A 16219-nucleotide genomic window follows, 5' to 3' on the forward strand; every position below is an offset into this window, starting at 1 on the left:
CTTCAGCCTTACACAGAAAGGGAATTGCCTGTATGAGAAAAGTTCTGTCTTTTTTTCGGAGACATCCGGTTTCCAGTATTATTGTTATTTTGCTCCTTTATGTAGCGATCGGCGCACTTGCCCCCTTTGCGGTTCCTGGACAGCTTTCCGTCGATGAGAAGACATTCTCAAAAGAAGATTATTATACAGAAGATTCGGATGCTCTTAGTGCTGACCGGGCCCATATCGTAGAAGAGAATCAGGAAGCCCTTACCCAGAGGATCCGGATGCTGGAACTTGCCAGGAAAGAAGTGATCCTATCCACCTTTGATTTCCGTGAGGATGAAAGTACTACAGATCTGTCCGCCGCCATTTATCATGCAGCCAAGCGCGGGGTAAAGGTGAATATCCTGGTAGATGGAATGTCCGGACTGCTTCGTATGGAAAGAAAGCCTTTTTTCTATGCCCTGTCCAGCCATCCTAATATCCACATCCGTATTTACAATCCGGTAAATCTACTTCGGCCATGGAGTATTAACGGCAGGATGCATGACAAATATGTGATCTGCGATGATCAGCTTCTTCTCCTTGGAGGCCGGAATACATTTGATTATTTCCTGGGAAGCTATCCTACAGATTCCCGCAGCTATGACCGTGAAGTTCTAATTTATAACACAGATTTTAAAAATGGCTGTACAAATAGCGTGATTTCCCAGGTGAAAGCATATTTCCAAAGCATATGGGAAAGCTCCTATGTGAAAGATTTCCACGATCAGGAATCTCTTTCTTCCCAGAAATCAGTACAAAAAAAGATCCTCCTTCTGGAAGATCGATATAAAACGCTTTCGGATCTGTACCCGGAGTGTTTTCAGGATTATTCCTATCAGGAGCATACCGTTCCCACCCAGAAGACCTGTTTGATCTTTGGACCTATCACTCCTTATGGCAAGAAACCATATGTATGGAATACTTTGCAATACCTGATGGCCTCTGCCCGGGAAAAGGTGATTCTTCATACCCCCTATGTGGTTTTGGATAAAGAGATGTCCTTTGGCATAAAAGAAATATCCCAGAATGTTTCAGACTTTTCCATGATCATCAACTCTGTAGAAAACGGTGACAATGTGATTGCTTCCAGTGACTATCTGCTGCACAAGCAGCAGGTTCTGGATACCGGTGCTGCTTTATATGAATTTGACGGTGGACAGTCCTCCCATGGAAAATCCATTCTTATCGATGATGATCTTTCCCTGATCGGTTCCTATAATCTGGATATGCGAAGCACCTATATGGATACAGAACTTATGCTTTGTGTGCAAAGTAAGGAACTAAATCAGGATCTGCTTGGATATCTGAATAGCTACTTGGCACAAAGCCGACGTATCCTGGATAAAAACAATTACGAAATGCCAAAGGGCATGATCCCTCAGACCATGCCCCTGCCTAAACAAATACTATACCGAATACTTGGACCACTGCTTCAGCCATTTCGTTATGTGGCCTGAAACAGTCTCACCTGTACTTAGCTTTTATAAAATCCACCGGTTTCCACATCATATATACCTCTGGGAGTGATACGAATCTGGGGAATTACCGGAAGCGCCATAAAAGACAATGTAATAAAAGGATCAAAGCCCATTGGAATGCCCATCTGATGGGCTTTTTCTTTCATGTGCCGCAGAGTATTTTCTATGGTCTCATATCCGGCATCGCTCATCAGGCCCATAACAGGAAGGGGAAGGGTCTCCCACACTTTATGATCTGCCACAATGGTATAGCCTCCCTGCACACGGATCAGTTCCTGTACAGCAAGTGCCATATCCTGATCATTATCTCCGATCACAATAATATTGTGGGAGTCATGAGAAACACTGGATGCAATGGCTCCGCCTGTAATGCCATACCCTTTTACAACAGCTCTTCCTGTTTTCCCTGTAGCTTTATGCCGCTCAACTACTGCGATCTTACTGTACGCTTTATCAGGAACAAATAATTCTCCAGGTCCGGTTAGCTTCAGGATCTGTTTTCTTGTAGTGATCTGCCCTTCTTCCATTTGGATTACATGATACATTCCATCTTCTGAAGAAAGTTCCAGCTTTTTAGCAGAAAATTCTCCCACATGAACTGTATTTTTCAATTCCGTCTTGCATTTCTTGATCTGCACCTGCTCTGTTTTTTTAATGATTTTCCCTTGGTAATATACTTCCTGCACGGATACCTTTTCCAGATCATCCAGCACGATCATATCAGCCTGACGTCCAGGCGCAATAGCCCCCAGATGCTGCAGTCCGTAGCACATAGCCGGACGAATCGTTGCCATCTGAATAGCCTCAACAGGATCCATGCCAAGCAAAATAGATTTACGCACATTATGGTCAATATGGCCTTCACGTTCAATATCTTCAATATGCTTATCATCTGTGCAGAAGCAAAAACCCTCTCCGTTCATTTTATTCTTTACAATGCCTGTAACAATTGCTTCCAGATTCCGGGCAGCACTTCCTTCCCGGATCAGTACATGCATCCCGCATCTCCGTTCTTTCATTGCGTATTCAAAATCCGAACACTCATGATCTGTGGCAATGCCTGCCATCACATATGCCTGCAGATCCTGATCTGAAAGGAAAGGTGCATGACCATCCTTAATTTTATCCCGGAAAAGGAGCAGCTTATCATGCATGGACTTGTCTCCATTTACAACAGAAAGATAATCCATCACCTCGCCCAATCCCAGGATTCGTTTATTTGGCAGATATGGAACCATATCCTCAGCAGTCAGGGTACATCCATTGTCATCTATCCCTGTAGCCGGAACACAGGACGGCATCATCACATATACATTTGCACAGGAATCCGCTGTCTGATCCAGGATATACCGGATCCCCTCAAGCCCGGATACATTGGCTGATTCATGAGGATCTACAACAAAAGTAGTGGTCCCATGTCTGGATGCAATCGCTACCAGCTCCCCTGGTGTAACAAGGGTAGATTCCAAGTGAAGATGACTATCAATAAATCCAGGGCAAAGATATTTACCCTTAAGATCATGTTCTTCCTTTCCCTGATAGTCACCGATTCCTACGATCATCCCGTCTGTAACAGCCACATTCCCAGGCAGGATCTCTCCTGTGAATACATTAATGATCTGTGCGTTCTTCAATACCAGGTCTGCCTGCTTTTCTCCTCTAGTAACCTTTGAATATTCACAATATTGTTCCAATTCCATACAGTCCACCCCTTTTTATTGTAATTTAGAATTGTAAATACGTCAGGTTCTGAATATTTTAAATAATACTACCATATTTATCTGTAAATTACAATCAGGAAAGGACCCCTCAGGTTTATTTTATCTCAGTCGAGAAGACTCCCACCTCTTTTTATTTATCGTCTCCTGTCAGACGAAGCACATCCCGGATCTCATCCGTCTTCATATCCAGGATCACAGCCAATTCATCCAGAGTAAATCGTGTTTCTCCATCATCATCTGTCAGTTCTTTCACTGCCGATTCCAGCTTTTCTACCCTTGCCACAAGACTGTCATCCTGAAATTTTCTTTCCGTCTGTTCTTCAATAGCTGCAAGGATTCCCTTCCGCAGCTGTAACCGCAGCCATTGGTCATTTTTCACCTGCGGTTTTTCCTGCTCCAATGCTTCCAAAAGTGCCACATTAGCCTCCTGGATCAAATCCGCCAGGTGGATCTCTTCACAGTTCATCTCTGCTGCCATATTGGCCGCAACAGGCAGATATACCTGGGCTAGTTTTCCCAGGGCAAGTGCATCCCCATGGGCAGTCCTCTGAAACAATTCTAGCAATTCCTGCTCCTCAAATTCTTCTGTCAAAAGCCCGTTCAGATATTCTTGCAGATATGCTTTTTCCTCAGCAGTAAGCGGCATCCTGGTGCCGGACTGCAGTTTTGGCTCTTCACACTTTTCTGTCTCTGCCCCCTGTATCTGGATTCCTTTTGTTTTCAGGTATTGGAGCATCTTCACCATCTGTTCGGTTTCCAGTTCCATCTCCTGAAAGCAATCCCTGATCTGTGCCTGGCTCAGCACCTGTCCATTCTCTTCTGCAATGCTGCAAAGCTTCTGCAGCCTTTTCTGAAATTTAACAACGTCCATAAATACTCCCTTCCCGGCAGCTTCTGCCGTTAGATCTGAACTTTGTAGTCTTCTGGTTCATACATCTTATTCAAGAATGCCTGTTACATAAAAAGGCTGCTGCATAATGTACTGATCCCTGAAAAGAATTTCACGGATGTCGATTATACAACAACCTAAAAACTGCGGATAACAGGACTTGAACCTGCACGTCGTAGACACCAGAACCTAAATCTGGCGCGTCTGCCAATTCCGCCATATCCGCATGTCATGTATGGTGATGCCGTCATCAGACAACATACCTGTTTAATAAAAAGCCGTAAATCTCATATAAGATTTACGGCCTAAACCAATGAGACATCGGGGATTCGAACCCCGGACAACTTGATTAAAAGTCAAGTGCTCTACCAACTGAGCTAATATCCCATATAAAAGACTGGGCTAGCTGGATTCGAACCAGCGAATGCAGCAGTCAAAGTGCTGTGCCTTACCGCTTGGCGATAGCCCAAAGGCAAAAGGTGGATACAGGGATTCGAACCCTGGGCCTCCAGAGCCACAATCTGGCGCGCTAACCAACTGCGCTATATCCACCATAACGTGTCAGAAGGGATTCGAACCCCCGACCCACGGCTTAGAAGGCCGTTGCTCTATCCAACTGAGCTACTGACACATCTCTCCTCATCAGAGAAGCGGGTGATGGGAATCGAACCCACGTATCTAGCTTGGAAGGCTAGTGTTCTACCATTGAACTACACCCGCATTTCGCTGAAACGGTAATGATGTTTAACAGCAATCGGGGTGACAAGATTCGAACTTGCGGCCTCCTGGTCCCAAACCAGGCGCTCTAGCCAAACTGAGCCACACCCCGCTGTAATCATTTACGACTTATGAAATTTTGCTTTGTCGCTTGACGCAAGATGTATTATATTATAGCAATACCTAAATGTCAACACCTATTTTGAAATTTTTTTATTTTTTTTTGAATTTTTTTATTCCCAGGAAAACAGGCACAAAATCCACTATTTCTTACTGATATACATGATCTTATGGATCCCATCCCTGGCATTTTCAATGATCAGATCAAAACAGTCAAAATGATTTTTGATCATACTGGTCATACTCTTATACCCATAGTTTCTGGCATCAAATCCCAGATATTTCTGCTTCAGCACAGCTCCAATCTCAGCAAGATTCACATTCTCATCCTCATCCAGATAATCCAGGATATACCGAATCACTTCCTCCTCAGATGGAATACTGATCTCCTCTGCAGTCTCTTCTGCTTCTTCAGGCAGAATATCATCCTGATCATCATCTAGAAGCTGAACTTCTTCTGCTTCTTCCGGCAAATCTGCCTGTACCTCTGTTTCTTCCTCTTCTGCTTCTTTATAGATCAGATCCAGGATCTTAAACTCATCACAAGCCTTCGCCAGTGCCTCTTTCGTTTTCTTTTCGCCCATGCCTACCACTGTCTTACCTGCTTCCCGAAGTCTGTACACCAGCTTTGTAAAATCACTGTCACTGGAAACTATGCAGAACACATCTACACCGCCAGTATAAAGCAGATCCATTGCATCAATGGTCAAGGCCTGGTCAGCAATACTCTTCCCATATGCATAGGAAATCTGAAGCACTGGCATAATTCCCTGAAGAGGCATCACCTTATACCACGCCTTCACTGTCTGTGAATTCACAGACCCATACAATCTGAAAATCCGCACATTTCCATACTCCATTGCCTCCTGTTTAATATATTCTGCATACTTTGCAGAAATATTATCACCATCGATCAATACTGCAATCTGCTTTTCCACTTATTACTGCCTCCTATTTTTCTGTTTGTTTAAAGATATCTGATCTCTGCCACCGGTGCCTTCCCCTGCTGCAGTTCCATTACTGCGTAACTTGGCCTTCGTCCTTCCTGACGGGGATAGGACAGGCTTCCCGGATTCAGCAGAAGAATCCCCTCTTCTGTTTCCTCTACAGGCCTGTGGGTATGACCAAACAATACTACCTGACATTCTCTGGCTTTTCCTTCATCTAAAACCCCATAGAGCCCCATACTGACCCCATAATAATGTCCGTGAGTCACCAGGATCCTGTGCCCTTCCAGCTGGATCATCACTTCTCTTGGAAGGTCTGAGAAAAAATCATTATTACCGGAAACAATAGTACAAGGACATTCTACCAAAGCCTCCATGAAAATTTCTCTTCCTTCCACGTCCCCACAATGGATAAAATAATCAAAAGGCGTTTCTCTCAGGACGATTTCTTCCAGATTTTCATCCTTTCCATGTGTATCGCTGACAATCAGTACTTTCATTTCAATTCGTCCTTAATCGCTCTTAAAGCCTTTCCTCTGTGACTGATTTTGTTTTTCTCTTCCATGGAAAGTTCTGCAGAAGTACATCCATATTCCGGAAGGAAAAAGATGGGGTCATAGCCAAATCCGTTTTCCCCTTTTTCCTCATAGCCAATCCGTCCTTCCATGGTACCTTGCACTGTTTTTACGGTGCCATCAGGAGAGGCCATTGCAATGGCACATACAAATCTTGCAGTCCTCTGCTCATCCGGAACTCCTTCCAGTCTTTGGATCAGACTGTGATTCTTAATATGATAATCCGTGTCCTCCCCCATATATCTGGCAGAATACACTCCTGGTTCTTTATTCAGATAATCGATTTCCAGACCTGAATCGTCTGCCAGAACCGTCTCACCGCATAACGCACACACTGCTTTTGCCTTAATAACAGCATTTTCCTCAAAGGTCTTTCCGTCCTCTACAATATCTGCAAAAATCCCTGCTTCCTTCATGGAAAGGATCTCTGTATCCACATCTGAAAGGATCTCCCGGATCTCCTTCATTTTTTCCGCATTACCTGTTGCAAAAATTATCTTTTTCATAGGGACTCCTTCTTTTCTGTTTTTCTTGGCGGCTTAGGCCCAAGGAACTGATAAAAATAGGTCTTAAGCATACCATTATATATCTTTCTGTTCTTATCTGCCTTCCGCCCTATATCGTTTTCTGCCCTGTCGTAGGAAGTGATCATATACATGGACCACTTATCCAGATTGCGGAAGCTTTCTCCCAGATCTTTGTAAATAGCCGGAAGTGCTTCTCGGTCTTCCAGTCTTTCTCCATAAGGAGGATTTGTGATAATAAAGCCGTATGGCTTGGAATGACGCAGCTGTGACACAGGTCTCTGCTGAAGATGGATCAGCTTGTCAACCTTCGCCATTTTTGCATTGGATCTAGCTGCTTTTAAAGCTTCCGGATCAATATCATACCCCTGAATATCTGTTTCTATATCCATTTTTACCCGATCCATAGCTTCTTCCTTTGCCTGATACCAGCAGCCTCTTGGCACCAGATGTCTCCACTGTTCTGCAAGAAAGGACCGATTCATACCTGGCGCTATATCTGCAGCGATCATCGCAGCCTCAATAGGGAATGTACCGCTGCCGCAAAATGGATCAACCAGAATCCTGTCCTTATTCCAGGGAGTAAGAAGAATCAGTGCACTGGCCAGTGTCTCTGTGATCGGTGCTTTCACAGTCATCTGGCGATACCCCCGTTTATGAAGGGAAATACCGGATGTATCGATTCCAATGGTAGCAATATCCTTCATGAAAGAAACCCTGATAGGAAACTCCGGTCCGTCTTCCGGGAACCAGGAAATATGATAAACCTCCTTCAGGCGTTCTACAATGGCTTTCTTCATAATTGACTGAATATCCGAAGGACTAAAAAGCTTGCTTTTAATGGAATTGGCTTTTGCCACCCAGAAACGCCCATCCTTTGGGATATATCTTTCCCAGGGAATAGCTTTTGTTTTCTCAAAAAGCTCATCAAAGGTAACTGCCTTTACTTCTCCTGTCTTCAAGAGGATTCTTTCTGTTGTACGCAAAAAAATATTGGCATCTGCGATGCCTTGTGCATCGGCCAGGAAAGTGACCTTTCCATCCTCCACCTTGCTGATCTCATATCCAAGATCCAGGATTTCTCTTTTTAATACTGCTTCTAGTCCAAAATGGCAGGGTGCGATCAATTCATATTTTTCCATGGATAAATCCCTTTCTTCTGATGATTATGAAAGCTTCAGGCTTTTCACCGTATTTCCATCGAAATCCCGGATAGAAAAGATCCCGTCCTCATATATCGCATACGTAGGCGGATTCCCTTCTTTCGGAATGGAAACAGAGCCTGGATTCAAAAGAATATATCCGTCTCTTTTTTCTGCTTTCAATACATGAGTGTGACCATGGATCAGAATATCGCCTGCCATTAGTGGAGGAAGATGATCCTGATTATATACGTGCCCGTGGGTTGCAAAAAAGGTCAGATCATCAATGGCTAAAATACAATAGTCTGCCAAAACTGGGAACTCCAGTACCATTTGATCAACTTCTGCTTCACAATTGCCTCTAACTGCATAAATCTGATTTTTCATTTCATTCAGCATGGAGATTACCTGCTTGGGTGCATAATCCTTTGGAAGATCATTACGTGGTCCATGATAAAGCAGATCGCCCAGCAGCACCAGGCGCTCTGCTTCTTCTTTCTCGTATGCTTCCAGCATTTTCCTGCAATAATATGCGGAACCATGGATATCGGATGCAAACATGTATTTCATGAAAATTTCTCCTCATTAAAAATATTTTAAAATAGCAACTATCTTTTTAAATATTGTGTAACTGTACGGGTACTGAACAGTTACGGTATTCCTTTTTACATTATCACGGTTAGCCGGAAATTACAAGGTTTCTTCCCCGATATGCATGGAATCCTCCAATCACAGATCTGGTTCTGTAACCCTTTACAGCCAGTTCCTTTGCCACCTTCAGGCTTGCACCTCCCCGGTCACAGTAAAACACAAAGATTTTTCCTTTTGAAAGTTCCATGGAAAGACTTCCTGTTTCCATATATCTTTCATATGGCATATTGAATGCACCTTTTACATGACTTTTTTCATATTCTTCTTGTCCCCGTAAATCTATGATCAATGCGTCTTTGCGTCCAACATAATCATCTAGCATTTTTGCTGACATTGTTTCAAAGGGAAACATAAGAAACTCCTTTTTATTATATGATATGCATACAGGATGTAAAAAGAATGTGCACATGTTTCTGCTTTATCATATAAAAAGGGACGCTGCACAGGCAGCATCCCAAATCAGAAAATCCGTTTTAGTACCGGTCTTCTTCCCGGTCATATTCATCTTCTGTTTTGTTTTTACTCTTATCAGAAGTATTTGCGTTTCTGCAGTTCTTTGTATCCATTGCGTTTTTATTGGAATTTCGGTTGGATCCATTTACATTTCCTATAGAACTTCTGCTGTTTCTGCTTTCATTTTCATAATTCTTTGCCATTTAATCTTTCCTCCTGTTGCAGATTAATTTCATTGCATTGTTCATTATCTCCAAAAACAGACGGAATATTCATCAAAATGATATTGATTTTTTTTCCATTTTATATTATAATCTAACCTGTAAAAAGAATTTACCCTTCAAAAATTTTTTTTACATAACCCCTTATTTAATTATTTATACTCCCCTCGAAACACCCGGTAGCTCCCCTACCGGGTGTTTCTCTTTGGATTTATAAGGGTTTGTGGGATTTTTGGGTTCATCGTTCTCGTAATATTTCTGTAACATTTGATAGGTATGTCCAAAATATGTCCAAGATTCTATTTTCCGTCCCAGTTTTAGCTCTCTCCTATAATAAAAATGAGGACAGTTCTTTGACTGCCCCCACTCTAATTCTTCTCCTGAAGCTGTTCCATACAATATTTCTCTGCCAATACTATAAATTCATCAGCAACAGAAATCTGCCTCTCGGATTCTTCTTTGCTTGCAATATAAAAATCGTCATAATCGCTGGCGTGACGAATCTCTTCTGCCTGCCCGATCTTCCGCCCCATTTCCCTGGGAAATATAGAAGTCCGAACATAGTCCTTATTAAAATTGGCTACAGCGTCCTTATGACGCTTATAAGCCTTTCCACTGACCGCGTGCACCGCATTGATTGCGTGAAAGATCGAATAATAAGCCCTGTTGTTGGCACCTTTGTAATCTTCTATTGCCAGCAAAGCTCTTGCCGATCTCAGATCTTTTCTCGCGGTCTCCAGTCTATATAGGACAAGGTCTTTCCTGGTGCCAATTTCCTGGTTAGGCTGCTCCATATAACACTACTCCTTCTTTATGAATGTTAGAATAGAACGGATAGTTCATGATCCACTTGTTAAAATGTGCTTCACTTTTTGCTATCGGCTTTATATCAAGATCGTGATCCATGTTAAAATCATAAGTCATATACGAAAGCTGCTGTCCATATGCCTTCAATTCCAGGTCAGACATATCCACCAAAATCATAATATCAACATCCGAATCCGGTCTGAAATCGCCTCTGGCATAAGAACCATACAAAATTATCTGCCTTACATGCGAACCATATATCTTCTTAATCGCCTCTACATACTGTTCAATCAAGTTCTGCATACGCTTTGGCATAATGTCACCTCCCATAATACAATATCTATCAGCTGTGTCCTTCACAGCTAACAAATCTTAGAACCTATTGTTACTTTTATTATACCCGAATTGCAGTTCTATTTCCACCGTTTTGTACCATTTTACTACTTCCGCTAAAACATCGCCGCCAACTTGTTGATCTCCTCAGCCTTCTTATCTGGAAGTACATGTGAGTAGATATCCAGAGTCATCGTGATAGACTTATGCCCCAAGATTTCCTGCATGACCTTTGGCGGAATTCCTCTCTCAAAGCCCCTTGTTGCAAATGTATGCCGCAACGAATGAGGTGTATGTTCTCCAAACACATGTCCATCCTCCCTAATTTGAGCTCTGATTTTCTTCATGTCCTCGTATAATGCGGTTTCAGAGATACACCTGCCAAAGCTGCCTGTAAACACTAGATTCTCGAAGCCAGATTCTGGTCTCCATTTATTACCCAGAAGCATTCTTGTCGCGAGCTGGTGCTTTCTGTGTTCACGCAGTACACTCACAAGGTTCTCAAGCATTGGAATATCCCTTTTGCTAGTTTCAGACTTAGGCTCATCAATCATATATTTTTCTCTAGCTTTAGCGACGTATTTTAAAGTTCCATTCACATGTATAATTTTATTGTCAAAATCTATATCTGACCATTGCAACGCCCGCAGTTCTCCGCTACGCATCCCAGTTCCAAGAGCTACAATATACAGGTCATAAAATTGACTGGTCTTCGAATATCTCATAAATAGTTTTTGTTCTTCCTGAGTCATTACACGTATTTTTCTTTTCCGCTTTTTCTTCTTGATAGAAGTATTTTCTACTGGATTTCGCAGTACCATTCCATTACGAACAGCCTGTGTATACATCCCACTCAGTATAACCCTTACCAGATTGACAGTCGTATGGCTATAACGCTTAGCCATATCATTAAATAGCTTCTGGATATGCTCGCCTCTGACGTCTTTTAACTGTCTTCTCCCCAGAGTTTCTTGAATATGTGTCTTGTACTCGTCCAGATATACTTTGTATGTGCCATACTTGACGTTATTCCTTTTGTACTCTTCCATCCACGTATGAAACCAGGAATCTACAGTCACATTGCTCTCTTTCGCATAAAATCCATGTTCAACTTCATATCTTTTGGCTGCCAGTTCATTTTGGAGTAATTTAAGGTTTGTATTATACAGTACATAAGTTTCCCCCTTGTAAGTAAAGCGAGCCTCATATAATTCTTTGCCTCTCATCCTTATGCCTTTTGGCAGCTTTTTTCCATTATTATCTGTGCTCATCTTATCCCTCCAGTTTTCAAGTGCCCTCCAGCATTTGCTGGAGAGCACCATATACATCACTTTAAATTTGTTACATCTGAAAGATATTGATTAACCTTCGGCATGTAAATCAATACTCGTCTTCCTATTTCAATTCTGGCTCCAGACTGTCTGGCAATCTTATCTGCTGTGTACTGTCCACATCCCAGAATTTTCATAAATTCCTTCCGGTTTACGCATACCGGAGCAGTTGAGATCTCGTTAATATTATTGTCGTTCATAGCAATTTCTCCTTATGTTACCCCTATACTCTTTAACTTTCACTAAACTTCAAATGATAAGAACAAATGGTTTTCGCAGCGAGATACTACCATCTTCAGAAACTTCATATGCCTCTTTAAGTACATCGCCTATAATTTCATTTAAATCGCTTTCGTCAGCGTTCTCACAATCTACAACCGTTATACTGCAAATTAATAACAGCATTAAGATCCTTAATTGCATATGTACCAGAATATATATTTTGGTTTAACGCTGCATCATAATAATCCGTAGAACGATAAAGATTATAATTTACATCATCATCCTCAAAATTCAATGTAAACATATTAATTGCATTTGCAATGGTATTTTCAATCACACATCGCTGTGTGAATTTTATCAGGGCAAGCTGTTACTCCATTTAACGATACCTTTTGAAGAAAAACCAAAGACCAACTTACCGAGCGACAATCTCAAGTACTACCGTCAGCGAAAACAGATGACAACAAGACAGTTGGCGGAAAAGCTGGATATTGTACCATCAACTGTTGTGATGTATGAAAATGGAAAGCAGCCCATCCCTTATGATGTAGCTGTCAAACTGGCGGATATTTTGGAAATTGAAGAGTCTTTACTCTATGATGATTTCTCTCATTTCCTTGCCACACCATATACGGAAGCTTTAAAGAGCGTTAGAATGGTTCTGGGGCTCTCGCTGAAGGCTTTTGCAGAGCAAATAGAGATTGTACCCAGTTACTACTATAAGCTCGAAAGAGGCAATCGCAGACCGTCACGAAAGGTTTATCAGAAGATATGCGCTATGCTCGAAGCCACCGGTCTACAAACTTCACTTTTATGGGAGCATCCATTACAATGAAGGTGAAAGAAAAAATGATTGGAGGAGTGACCTATGGCACAGAATTTGACTTATACCCGTTGCGGTGATTATCTTATCCCTGATATTCAGTTGAACCACACAAGTGATAAACCGCTTGGGAAGTACGGCAGGATGCGCAGAGCGTTTCTTGTGGAAAACAATCCAATACTCTTGGACGACATGATTCTGACTGGGACCTTGTTTCCGCACTTATGGGAAATTGACGAAACAGCTCGCCGTAGAGTAAAACAGATAATGACTGAACTTCTGGAGAAAAATCCGGCTCCGGATAAGGTAATTCAGCAACTTGCCTGGATGCAACACATGAGTAGTCTGAAATCACAGGCAGAAGAAATCGTAAATGCAGAACTGATTTTTGGCTAACAGAATATAGAATTTTTACTTAGGGCTGACTGTAACAGGTCAGCCTTATTTCTTTGATGGGATAATTCTTGAATTGTATTTATGGCAGTTCCAGAATTGTGCTTTTGACAATTCAGCTATATGGTAGGATGGCAGGAATGCGGATTGGATCAAAATATTTATCGATTGAGAATTGCAATTTGAAATTGAAATTTGAGAAAAAAGAGGTATAATGTTTTTATAGCACAAAATTATGAGAAGTTGCGTTTGTGGGAGGTTGAAACATGGCTGTTTGTTATAATAAATTATGGAAAATTCTTATTGATCGTGGTATGAGCAAGACGGAACTTATTAAGGCAGCAAAAATTAGTACAAATGCCATGGCAAAACTTGGAAAGAACGAAGATGTCCGAGTAGAGGTTTTGGTTAAAATATGCGGAGTGTTAAATTGCTCCATAGATGATATTCTGGATATCATTCCAGAACAGACAGCTTAAGGCAAGGAGGATATACTGATGAGTATTGTTTTATCAAAGAAACAAATGACAGAAGAAGATATCAAATTGAATTATATTACTCCTGCTATTCTGAAAGGCTGGAAAGGTCATATCACGATGGAGACCAGAATCACAGATGGTCGCATCAACATCAGGGGCAATATCGTAGTTCGCAGTAAACCCAAGTTTGTCGATTATTTGTTGTACTTAAACGATGGCAAGCCGATTGCCGTTGTGGAAGCAAAGGATAACAATCACTCTGTATCTCATGGATTGCAGCAAGCGATGACATATGCTCAGATGATGGATTTGCCGTTTGCATATTCGTCAAACGGTGACGCTTTCTATGAGCATGATTTTCTGACCGGACAGGAGCAACAGATTGAATTGGAGAAATTTCCGACACAAGATGAGCTGATTGCACGTTACTATGCGGAGCTAAATGGTGGAAATGGCATTTCTGTCGTGGAAAAGAAAATTGTTTCCCAGCCGTATTATTCATCTCAGAGTACTTATCCGCCAAGATATTATCAGCGAAATGCTGTGAACAGAACGGTGGAAGCAATTGCAAGAGGACAGCAGAGATTGCTGCTTGTCATGGCTACCGGAACAGGCAAAACATATACTGCTTTTCAGATTGTATATCGTCTGCTCCGTTCTGACCTTAAAAAGAGAATTTTGTATTTAGCGGACAGAAATATTCTTGTAGACCAAAGTATTGCACAGGACTTCGCACCGCTTGAAAAGACAATTTACAAGGTTAATTTTTCTGACAAAGAATGTTTGAGAGAAATTGCAGCCCATGAAGTGAATTTTGCCCTCTATCATCAGATGGTAGGTCAGAACGATGAAGAACATTTCAGGCAGATACCGGCAGAATATTTCGACCTTATTATTGTAGACGAGTGTCACCGAGGAAGTGCAAAGGAAGATAGTAACTGGCGCAAGGTTTTGGAATACTTTTCTTCTGCCACTCAGATCGGTATGACCGCTACTCCAAAGGAAAGTGAAAAGGTATCGAACATAGATTATTTTGGAGAGCCGGTTTATATTTATAGCTTAAAACAGGGCATTGAGGACGGCTTCCTTGCCCCGTTTAAGGTCATCAATATCACAACCAACATCGGAGACGGCTGGAGACCATACCAGGGGCAGACCGATATTTTCGGCAATGTCATTGAAGACCGCATTTACAACAACCGGGATTACGATTACACCATCATTCTCCAAGACCGCATTGATGAGGTTGCAAGGGAAATTACGGAATATCTGAAAAGCACCGACAGAATGCAGAAAACTATCGTCTTCTGCGCTTCCGAAGATCATGCAGAACGCATGAGAATTGCCCTTACCAACTGTAATCAGGATATGGTGAAGGAGAACCCGGACTATTGCGTGAGAATTACTGGCTCAGATGTATACGGCAAGTCCAAACTTGACTATTTCATCTCTGTATCCGAACCGTATCCCGTTATTGCAACAACATCGGAACTGCTTTCCACCGGAGCTGACTGCAAGATGACCAAGCTCATTGTTCTTGACAAGACGATTGAGAGCATGACCACTTTCAAGCAGATTATCGGGCGTGGAACCCGTATCAGAGAAAAAGACGGCAAAACACATTTTGTTGTCATGGACTTTCGGAATGTGACAAGGCTATTTTCCGACCCGGATTGGGACGGCCCGGTTGAGCAGGATGAGGGCTTCCAGCATGGCGGCTCCAAGCCAGAGGGTAGCGGTCGTGGCGGTGGTGGAGGTATGCAGCCTCCTGATGACCCTGTGGAAACGCCCGTCGTTGACAGAGATGGCTGCAAGGTAAAAATTATCAACAAGACCGTTTCAGTTTATGATGCGAATGGAAAACTCCTCAGACAGGAGGACATTATCGACTACACCAGAACCAACATCAAGGGTGAATACGCTTCGCTGTCCGATTTTATCCGCAAGTGGAAAGCGTCGGACAAAAAGAAAACTATTGAGGAATCTTTCACGGCGATGGGCATTGATCTAAAAGCATTGAAAGCAGACCAAGGTATGGAAGATGTGGACGATTTCGACTTCATCTGTTATGTGGCATATGGTAAAAAGCCGCTGACCCGAAAAGAACGGGCTAACAATGTTAAGAAGAAAGACTTTTTCAGCAAGTATTCTGCCGACGCACAGGCCGTTCTTGATATATTGCTGGATAAGTATATGAACCAAGGTATCACAGAGGTTGAGGATATTAAAGTTCTCTCCCTTGCGGATTTTGCCAATTACGGTAAGCCTGCAAAAATTGTCAAGCTGTTTGGCGGCAAGGCTCAATATGAAACCGCTGTTAGAGAGCTTGAGGCAAGTATCTATGAAGAAGTAGAGGTAGGATAAAT

General features: G+C 42.2%; 18 protein-coding genes and 7 tRNA genes. 5 read left to right on the plus strand and 20 right to left on the minus strand.

Going from position 1 to position 16219, the window contains the following annotated elements; all coding sequences use genetic code 11:
• Window positions 1-32 precede the first annotated feature (32 nt).
• Window positions 33-1484 carry a phospholipase D-like domain-containing protein gene (locus OCV61_RS14170; RefSeq protein ID WP_158422351.1) on the plus strand — a complete coding sequence of 484 codons (1452 nt, stop codon included), beginning with the start codon at window positions 33-35 and terminating at the stop codon, window positions 1482-1484.
• Between the two features lie 17 nt (window positions 1485-1501).
• On the opposite strand, the gene ade is transcribed toward OCV61_RS14170, so the two are convergent.
• The 20 genes from ade to OCV61_RS14270 form a co-directional block, all read right to left on the minus strand.
• The gene (ade, locus tag OCV61_RS14175) at window positions 1502-3205 is read right to left on the minus strand and encodes an adenine deaminase (RefSeq protein ID WP_158422352.1); all 1704 of its coding nucleotides are present in this window, start codon (window positions 3203-3205) and stop codon (window positions 1502-1504) included.
• A 151-nt stretch (window positions 3206-3356) separates the two neighbouring features.
• Window positions 3357-4097: an RNA polymerase sigma factor region1.1 domain-containing protein gene (locus OCV61_RS14180; RefSeq protein WP_158422353.1), complete on the minus strand. Its 741-nt coding sequence runs from the start codon at window positions 4095-4097 to the stop codon at window positions 3357-3359.
• A 163-nt stretch (window positions 4098-4260) separates the two neighbouring features.
• Window positions 4261-4341 (minus strand) — tRNA-Leu (locus OCV61_RS14185).
• Between the two features lie 88 nt (window positions 4342-4429).
• A tRNA-Lys gene (locus tag OCV61_RS14190) sits at window positions 4430-4502 on the minus strand.
• A 10-nt stretch (window positions 4503-4512) separates the two neighbouring features.
• A tRNA-Gln gene (locus tag OCV61_RS14195) sits at window positions 4513-4584 on the minus strand.
• 9 nt (window positions 4585-4593) lie between these two features.
• Window positions 4594-4667, minus strand: a tRNA-His gene (locus OCV61_RS14200).
• Between the two features lie 5 nt (window positions 4668-4672).
• Window positions 4673-4746: transfer RNA gene (locus OCV61_RS14205), tRNA-Arg, on the minus strand.
• A gap of 18 nt (window positions 4747-4764) precedes the next feature.
• Window positions 4765-4835: transfer RNA gene (locus tag OCV61_RS14210), tRNA-Gly, on the minus strand.
• A gap of 34 nt (window positions 4836-4869) precedes the next feature.
• Window positions 4870-4944: transfer RNA gene (locus OCV61_RS14215), tRNA-Pro, on the minus strand.
• A gap of 151 nt (window positions 4945-5095) precedes the next feature.
• A complete protein-coding gene (locus OCV61_RS14220) occupies window positions 5096-5890 on the minus strand; it encodes an NYN domain-containing protein (RefSeq protein WP_158422354.1) in 795 nt (264 codons plus the stop codon).
• 29 nt (window positions 5891-5919) lie between these two features.
• Window positions 5920-6399 carry a metallophosphoesterase gene (locus tag OCV61_RS14225; protein ID WP_158422355.1) on the minus strand — a complete coding sequence of 160 codons (480 nt, stop codon included), beginning with the start codon at window positions 6397-6399 and terminating at the stop codon, window positions 5920-5922.
• On the minus strand, window positions 6396-6980 hold the full coding sequence (locus tag OCV61_RS14230; RefSeq protein ID WP_158422356.1) for an XTP/dITP diphosphatase: 585 nt from the start codon (window positions 6978-6980) through the stop codon (window positions 6396-6398). Before OCV61_RS14230 ends, OCV61_RS14225 begins: the two co-directional genes overlap by 4 nt.
• The gene (locus tag OCV61_RS14235; RefSeq protein WP_158422357.1) at window positions 6977-8140 is read right to left on the minus strand and encodes a THUMP domain-containing class I SAM-dependent RNA methyltransferase; all 1164 of its coding nucleotides are present in this window, start codon (window positions 8138-8140) and stop codon (window positions 6977-6979) included. Before OCV61_RS14235 ends, OCV61_RS14230 begins: the two co-directional genes overlap by 4 nt.
• A gap of 24 nt (window positions 8141-8164) precedes the next feature.
• Complete coding sequence (gene yfcE / locus OCV61_RS14240; protein ID WP_158422358.1) at window positions 8165-8710, minus strand: phosphodiesterase; 546 nt, start codon at window positions 8708-8710, stop codon at window positions 8165-8167.
• 109 nt (window positions 8711-8819) lie between these two features.
• Window positions 8820-9143, minus strand: a complete 324-nt coding sequence (locus OCV61_RS14245; RefSeq protein ID WP_158422359.1) for a rhodanese-like domain-containing protein — start codon at window positions 9141-9143, stop codon at window positions 8820-8822.
• Window positions 9144-9264: 121 nt separating this feature from the next.
• Window positions 9265-9447, minus strand: coding sequence for a hypothetical protein (locus OCV61_RS14250; RefSeq protein WP_158422360.1), 183 nt, complete (start codon window positions 9445-9447; stop codon window positions 9265-9267).
• A 386-nt stretch (window positions 9448-9833) separates the two neighbouring features.
• On the minus strand, window positions 9834-10259 hold the full coding sequence (locus OCV61_RS14255) for a HEPN domain-containing protein (RefSeq protein ID WP_158422361.1): 426 nt from the start codon (window positions 10257-10259) through the stop codon (window positions 9834-9836).
• Window positions 10246-10587: a nucleotidyltransferase domain-containing protein gene (locus OCV61_RS14260; RefSeq protein ID WP_158422362.1), complete on the minus strand. Its 342-nt coding sequence runs from the start codon at window positions 10585-10587 to the stop codon at window positions 10246-10248. Before OCV61_RS14260 ends, OCV61_RS14255 begins: the two co-directional genes overlap by 14 nt.
• A 134-nt stretch (window positions 10588-10721) precedes the next feature.
• Window positions 10722-11933: a tyrosine-type recombinase/integrase gene (locus OCV61_RS14265; RefSeq protein ID WP_262583069.1), complete on the minus strand. Its 1212-nt coding sequence runs from the start codon at window positions 11931-11933 to the stop codon at window positions 10722-10724.
• On the minus strand, window positions 11933-12136 hold the full coding sequence (locus OCV61_RS14270) for a hypothetical protein (protein WP_158422364.1): 204 nt from the start codon (window positions 12134-12136) through the stop codon (window positions 11933-11935). Before OCV61_RS14270 ends, OCV61_RS14265 begins: the two co-directional genes overlap by 1 nt.
• Window positions 12137-12543: 407 nt before the next feature.
• Here OCV61_RS14270 and OCV61_RS14275 point away from each other — a divergent pair, with 407 nt between their 5' ends.
• The 4 genes from OCV61_RS14275 (at window position 12544) to hsdR (ending at window position 16217) form a co-directional block, all read left to right on the plus strand.
• The gene (locus OCV61_RS14275) at window positions 12544-12993 is read left to right on the plus strand and encodes a helix-turn-helix domain-containing protein (protein WP_262583071.1); all 450 of its coding nucleotides are present in this window, start codon (window positions 12544-12546) and stop codon (window positions 12991-12993) included.
• 33 nt (window positions 12994-13026) lie between these two features.
• On the plus strand, window positions 13027-13377 hold the full coding sequence (locus tag OCV61_RS14280; RefSeq protein ID WP_158422366.1) for a TnpV protein: 351 nt from the start codon (window positions 13027-13029) through the stop codon (window positions 13375-13377).
• 263 nt (window positions 13378-13640) lie between these two features.
• Entirely contained in the window at window positions 13641-13853 is a 213-nt protein-coding gene (locus OCV61_RS14285; RefSeq protein WP_118488449.1) for a helix-turn-helix domain-containing protein, read from the plus strand.
• Between the two features lie 18 nt (window positions 13854-13871).
• Window positions 13872-16217, plus strand: coding sequence for an EcoAI/FtnUII family type I restriction enzme subunit R (gene hsdR / locus OCV61_RS14290; RefSeq protein WP_158422367.1), 2346 nt, complete (start codon window positions 13872-13874; stop codon window positions 16215-16217).
• Window positions 16218-16219 lie beyond the last annotated feature (2 nt).

The sequence above is a fragment of the Blautia ammoniilytica genome (genome assembly GCF_025566965.1).
GTDB lineage: Bacteria > Bacillota > Clostridia > Lachnospirales > Lachnospiraceae > Blautia_A > Blautia_A ammoniilytica.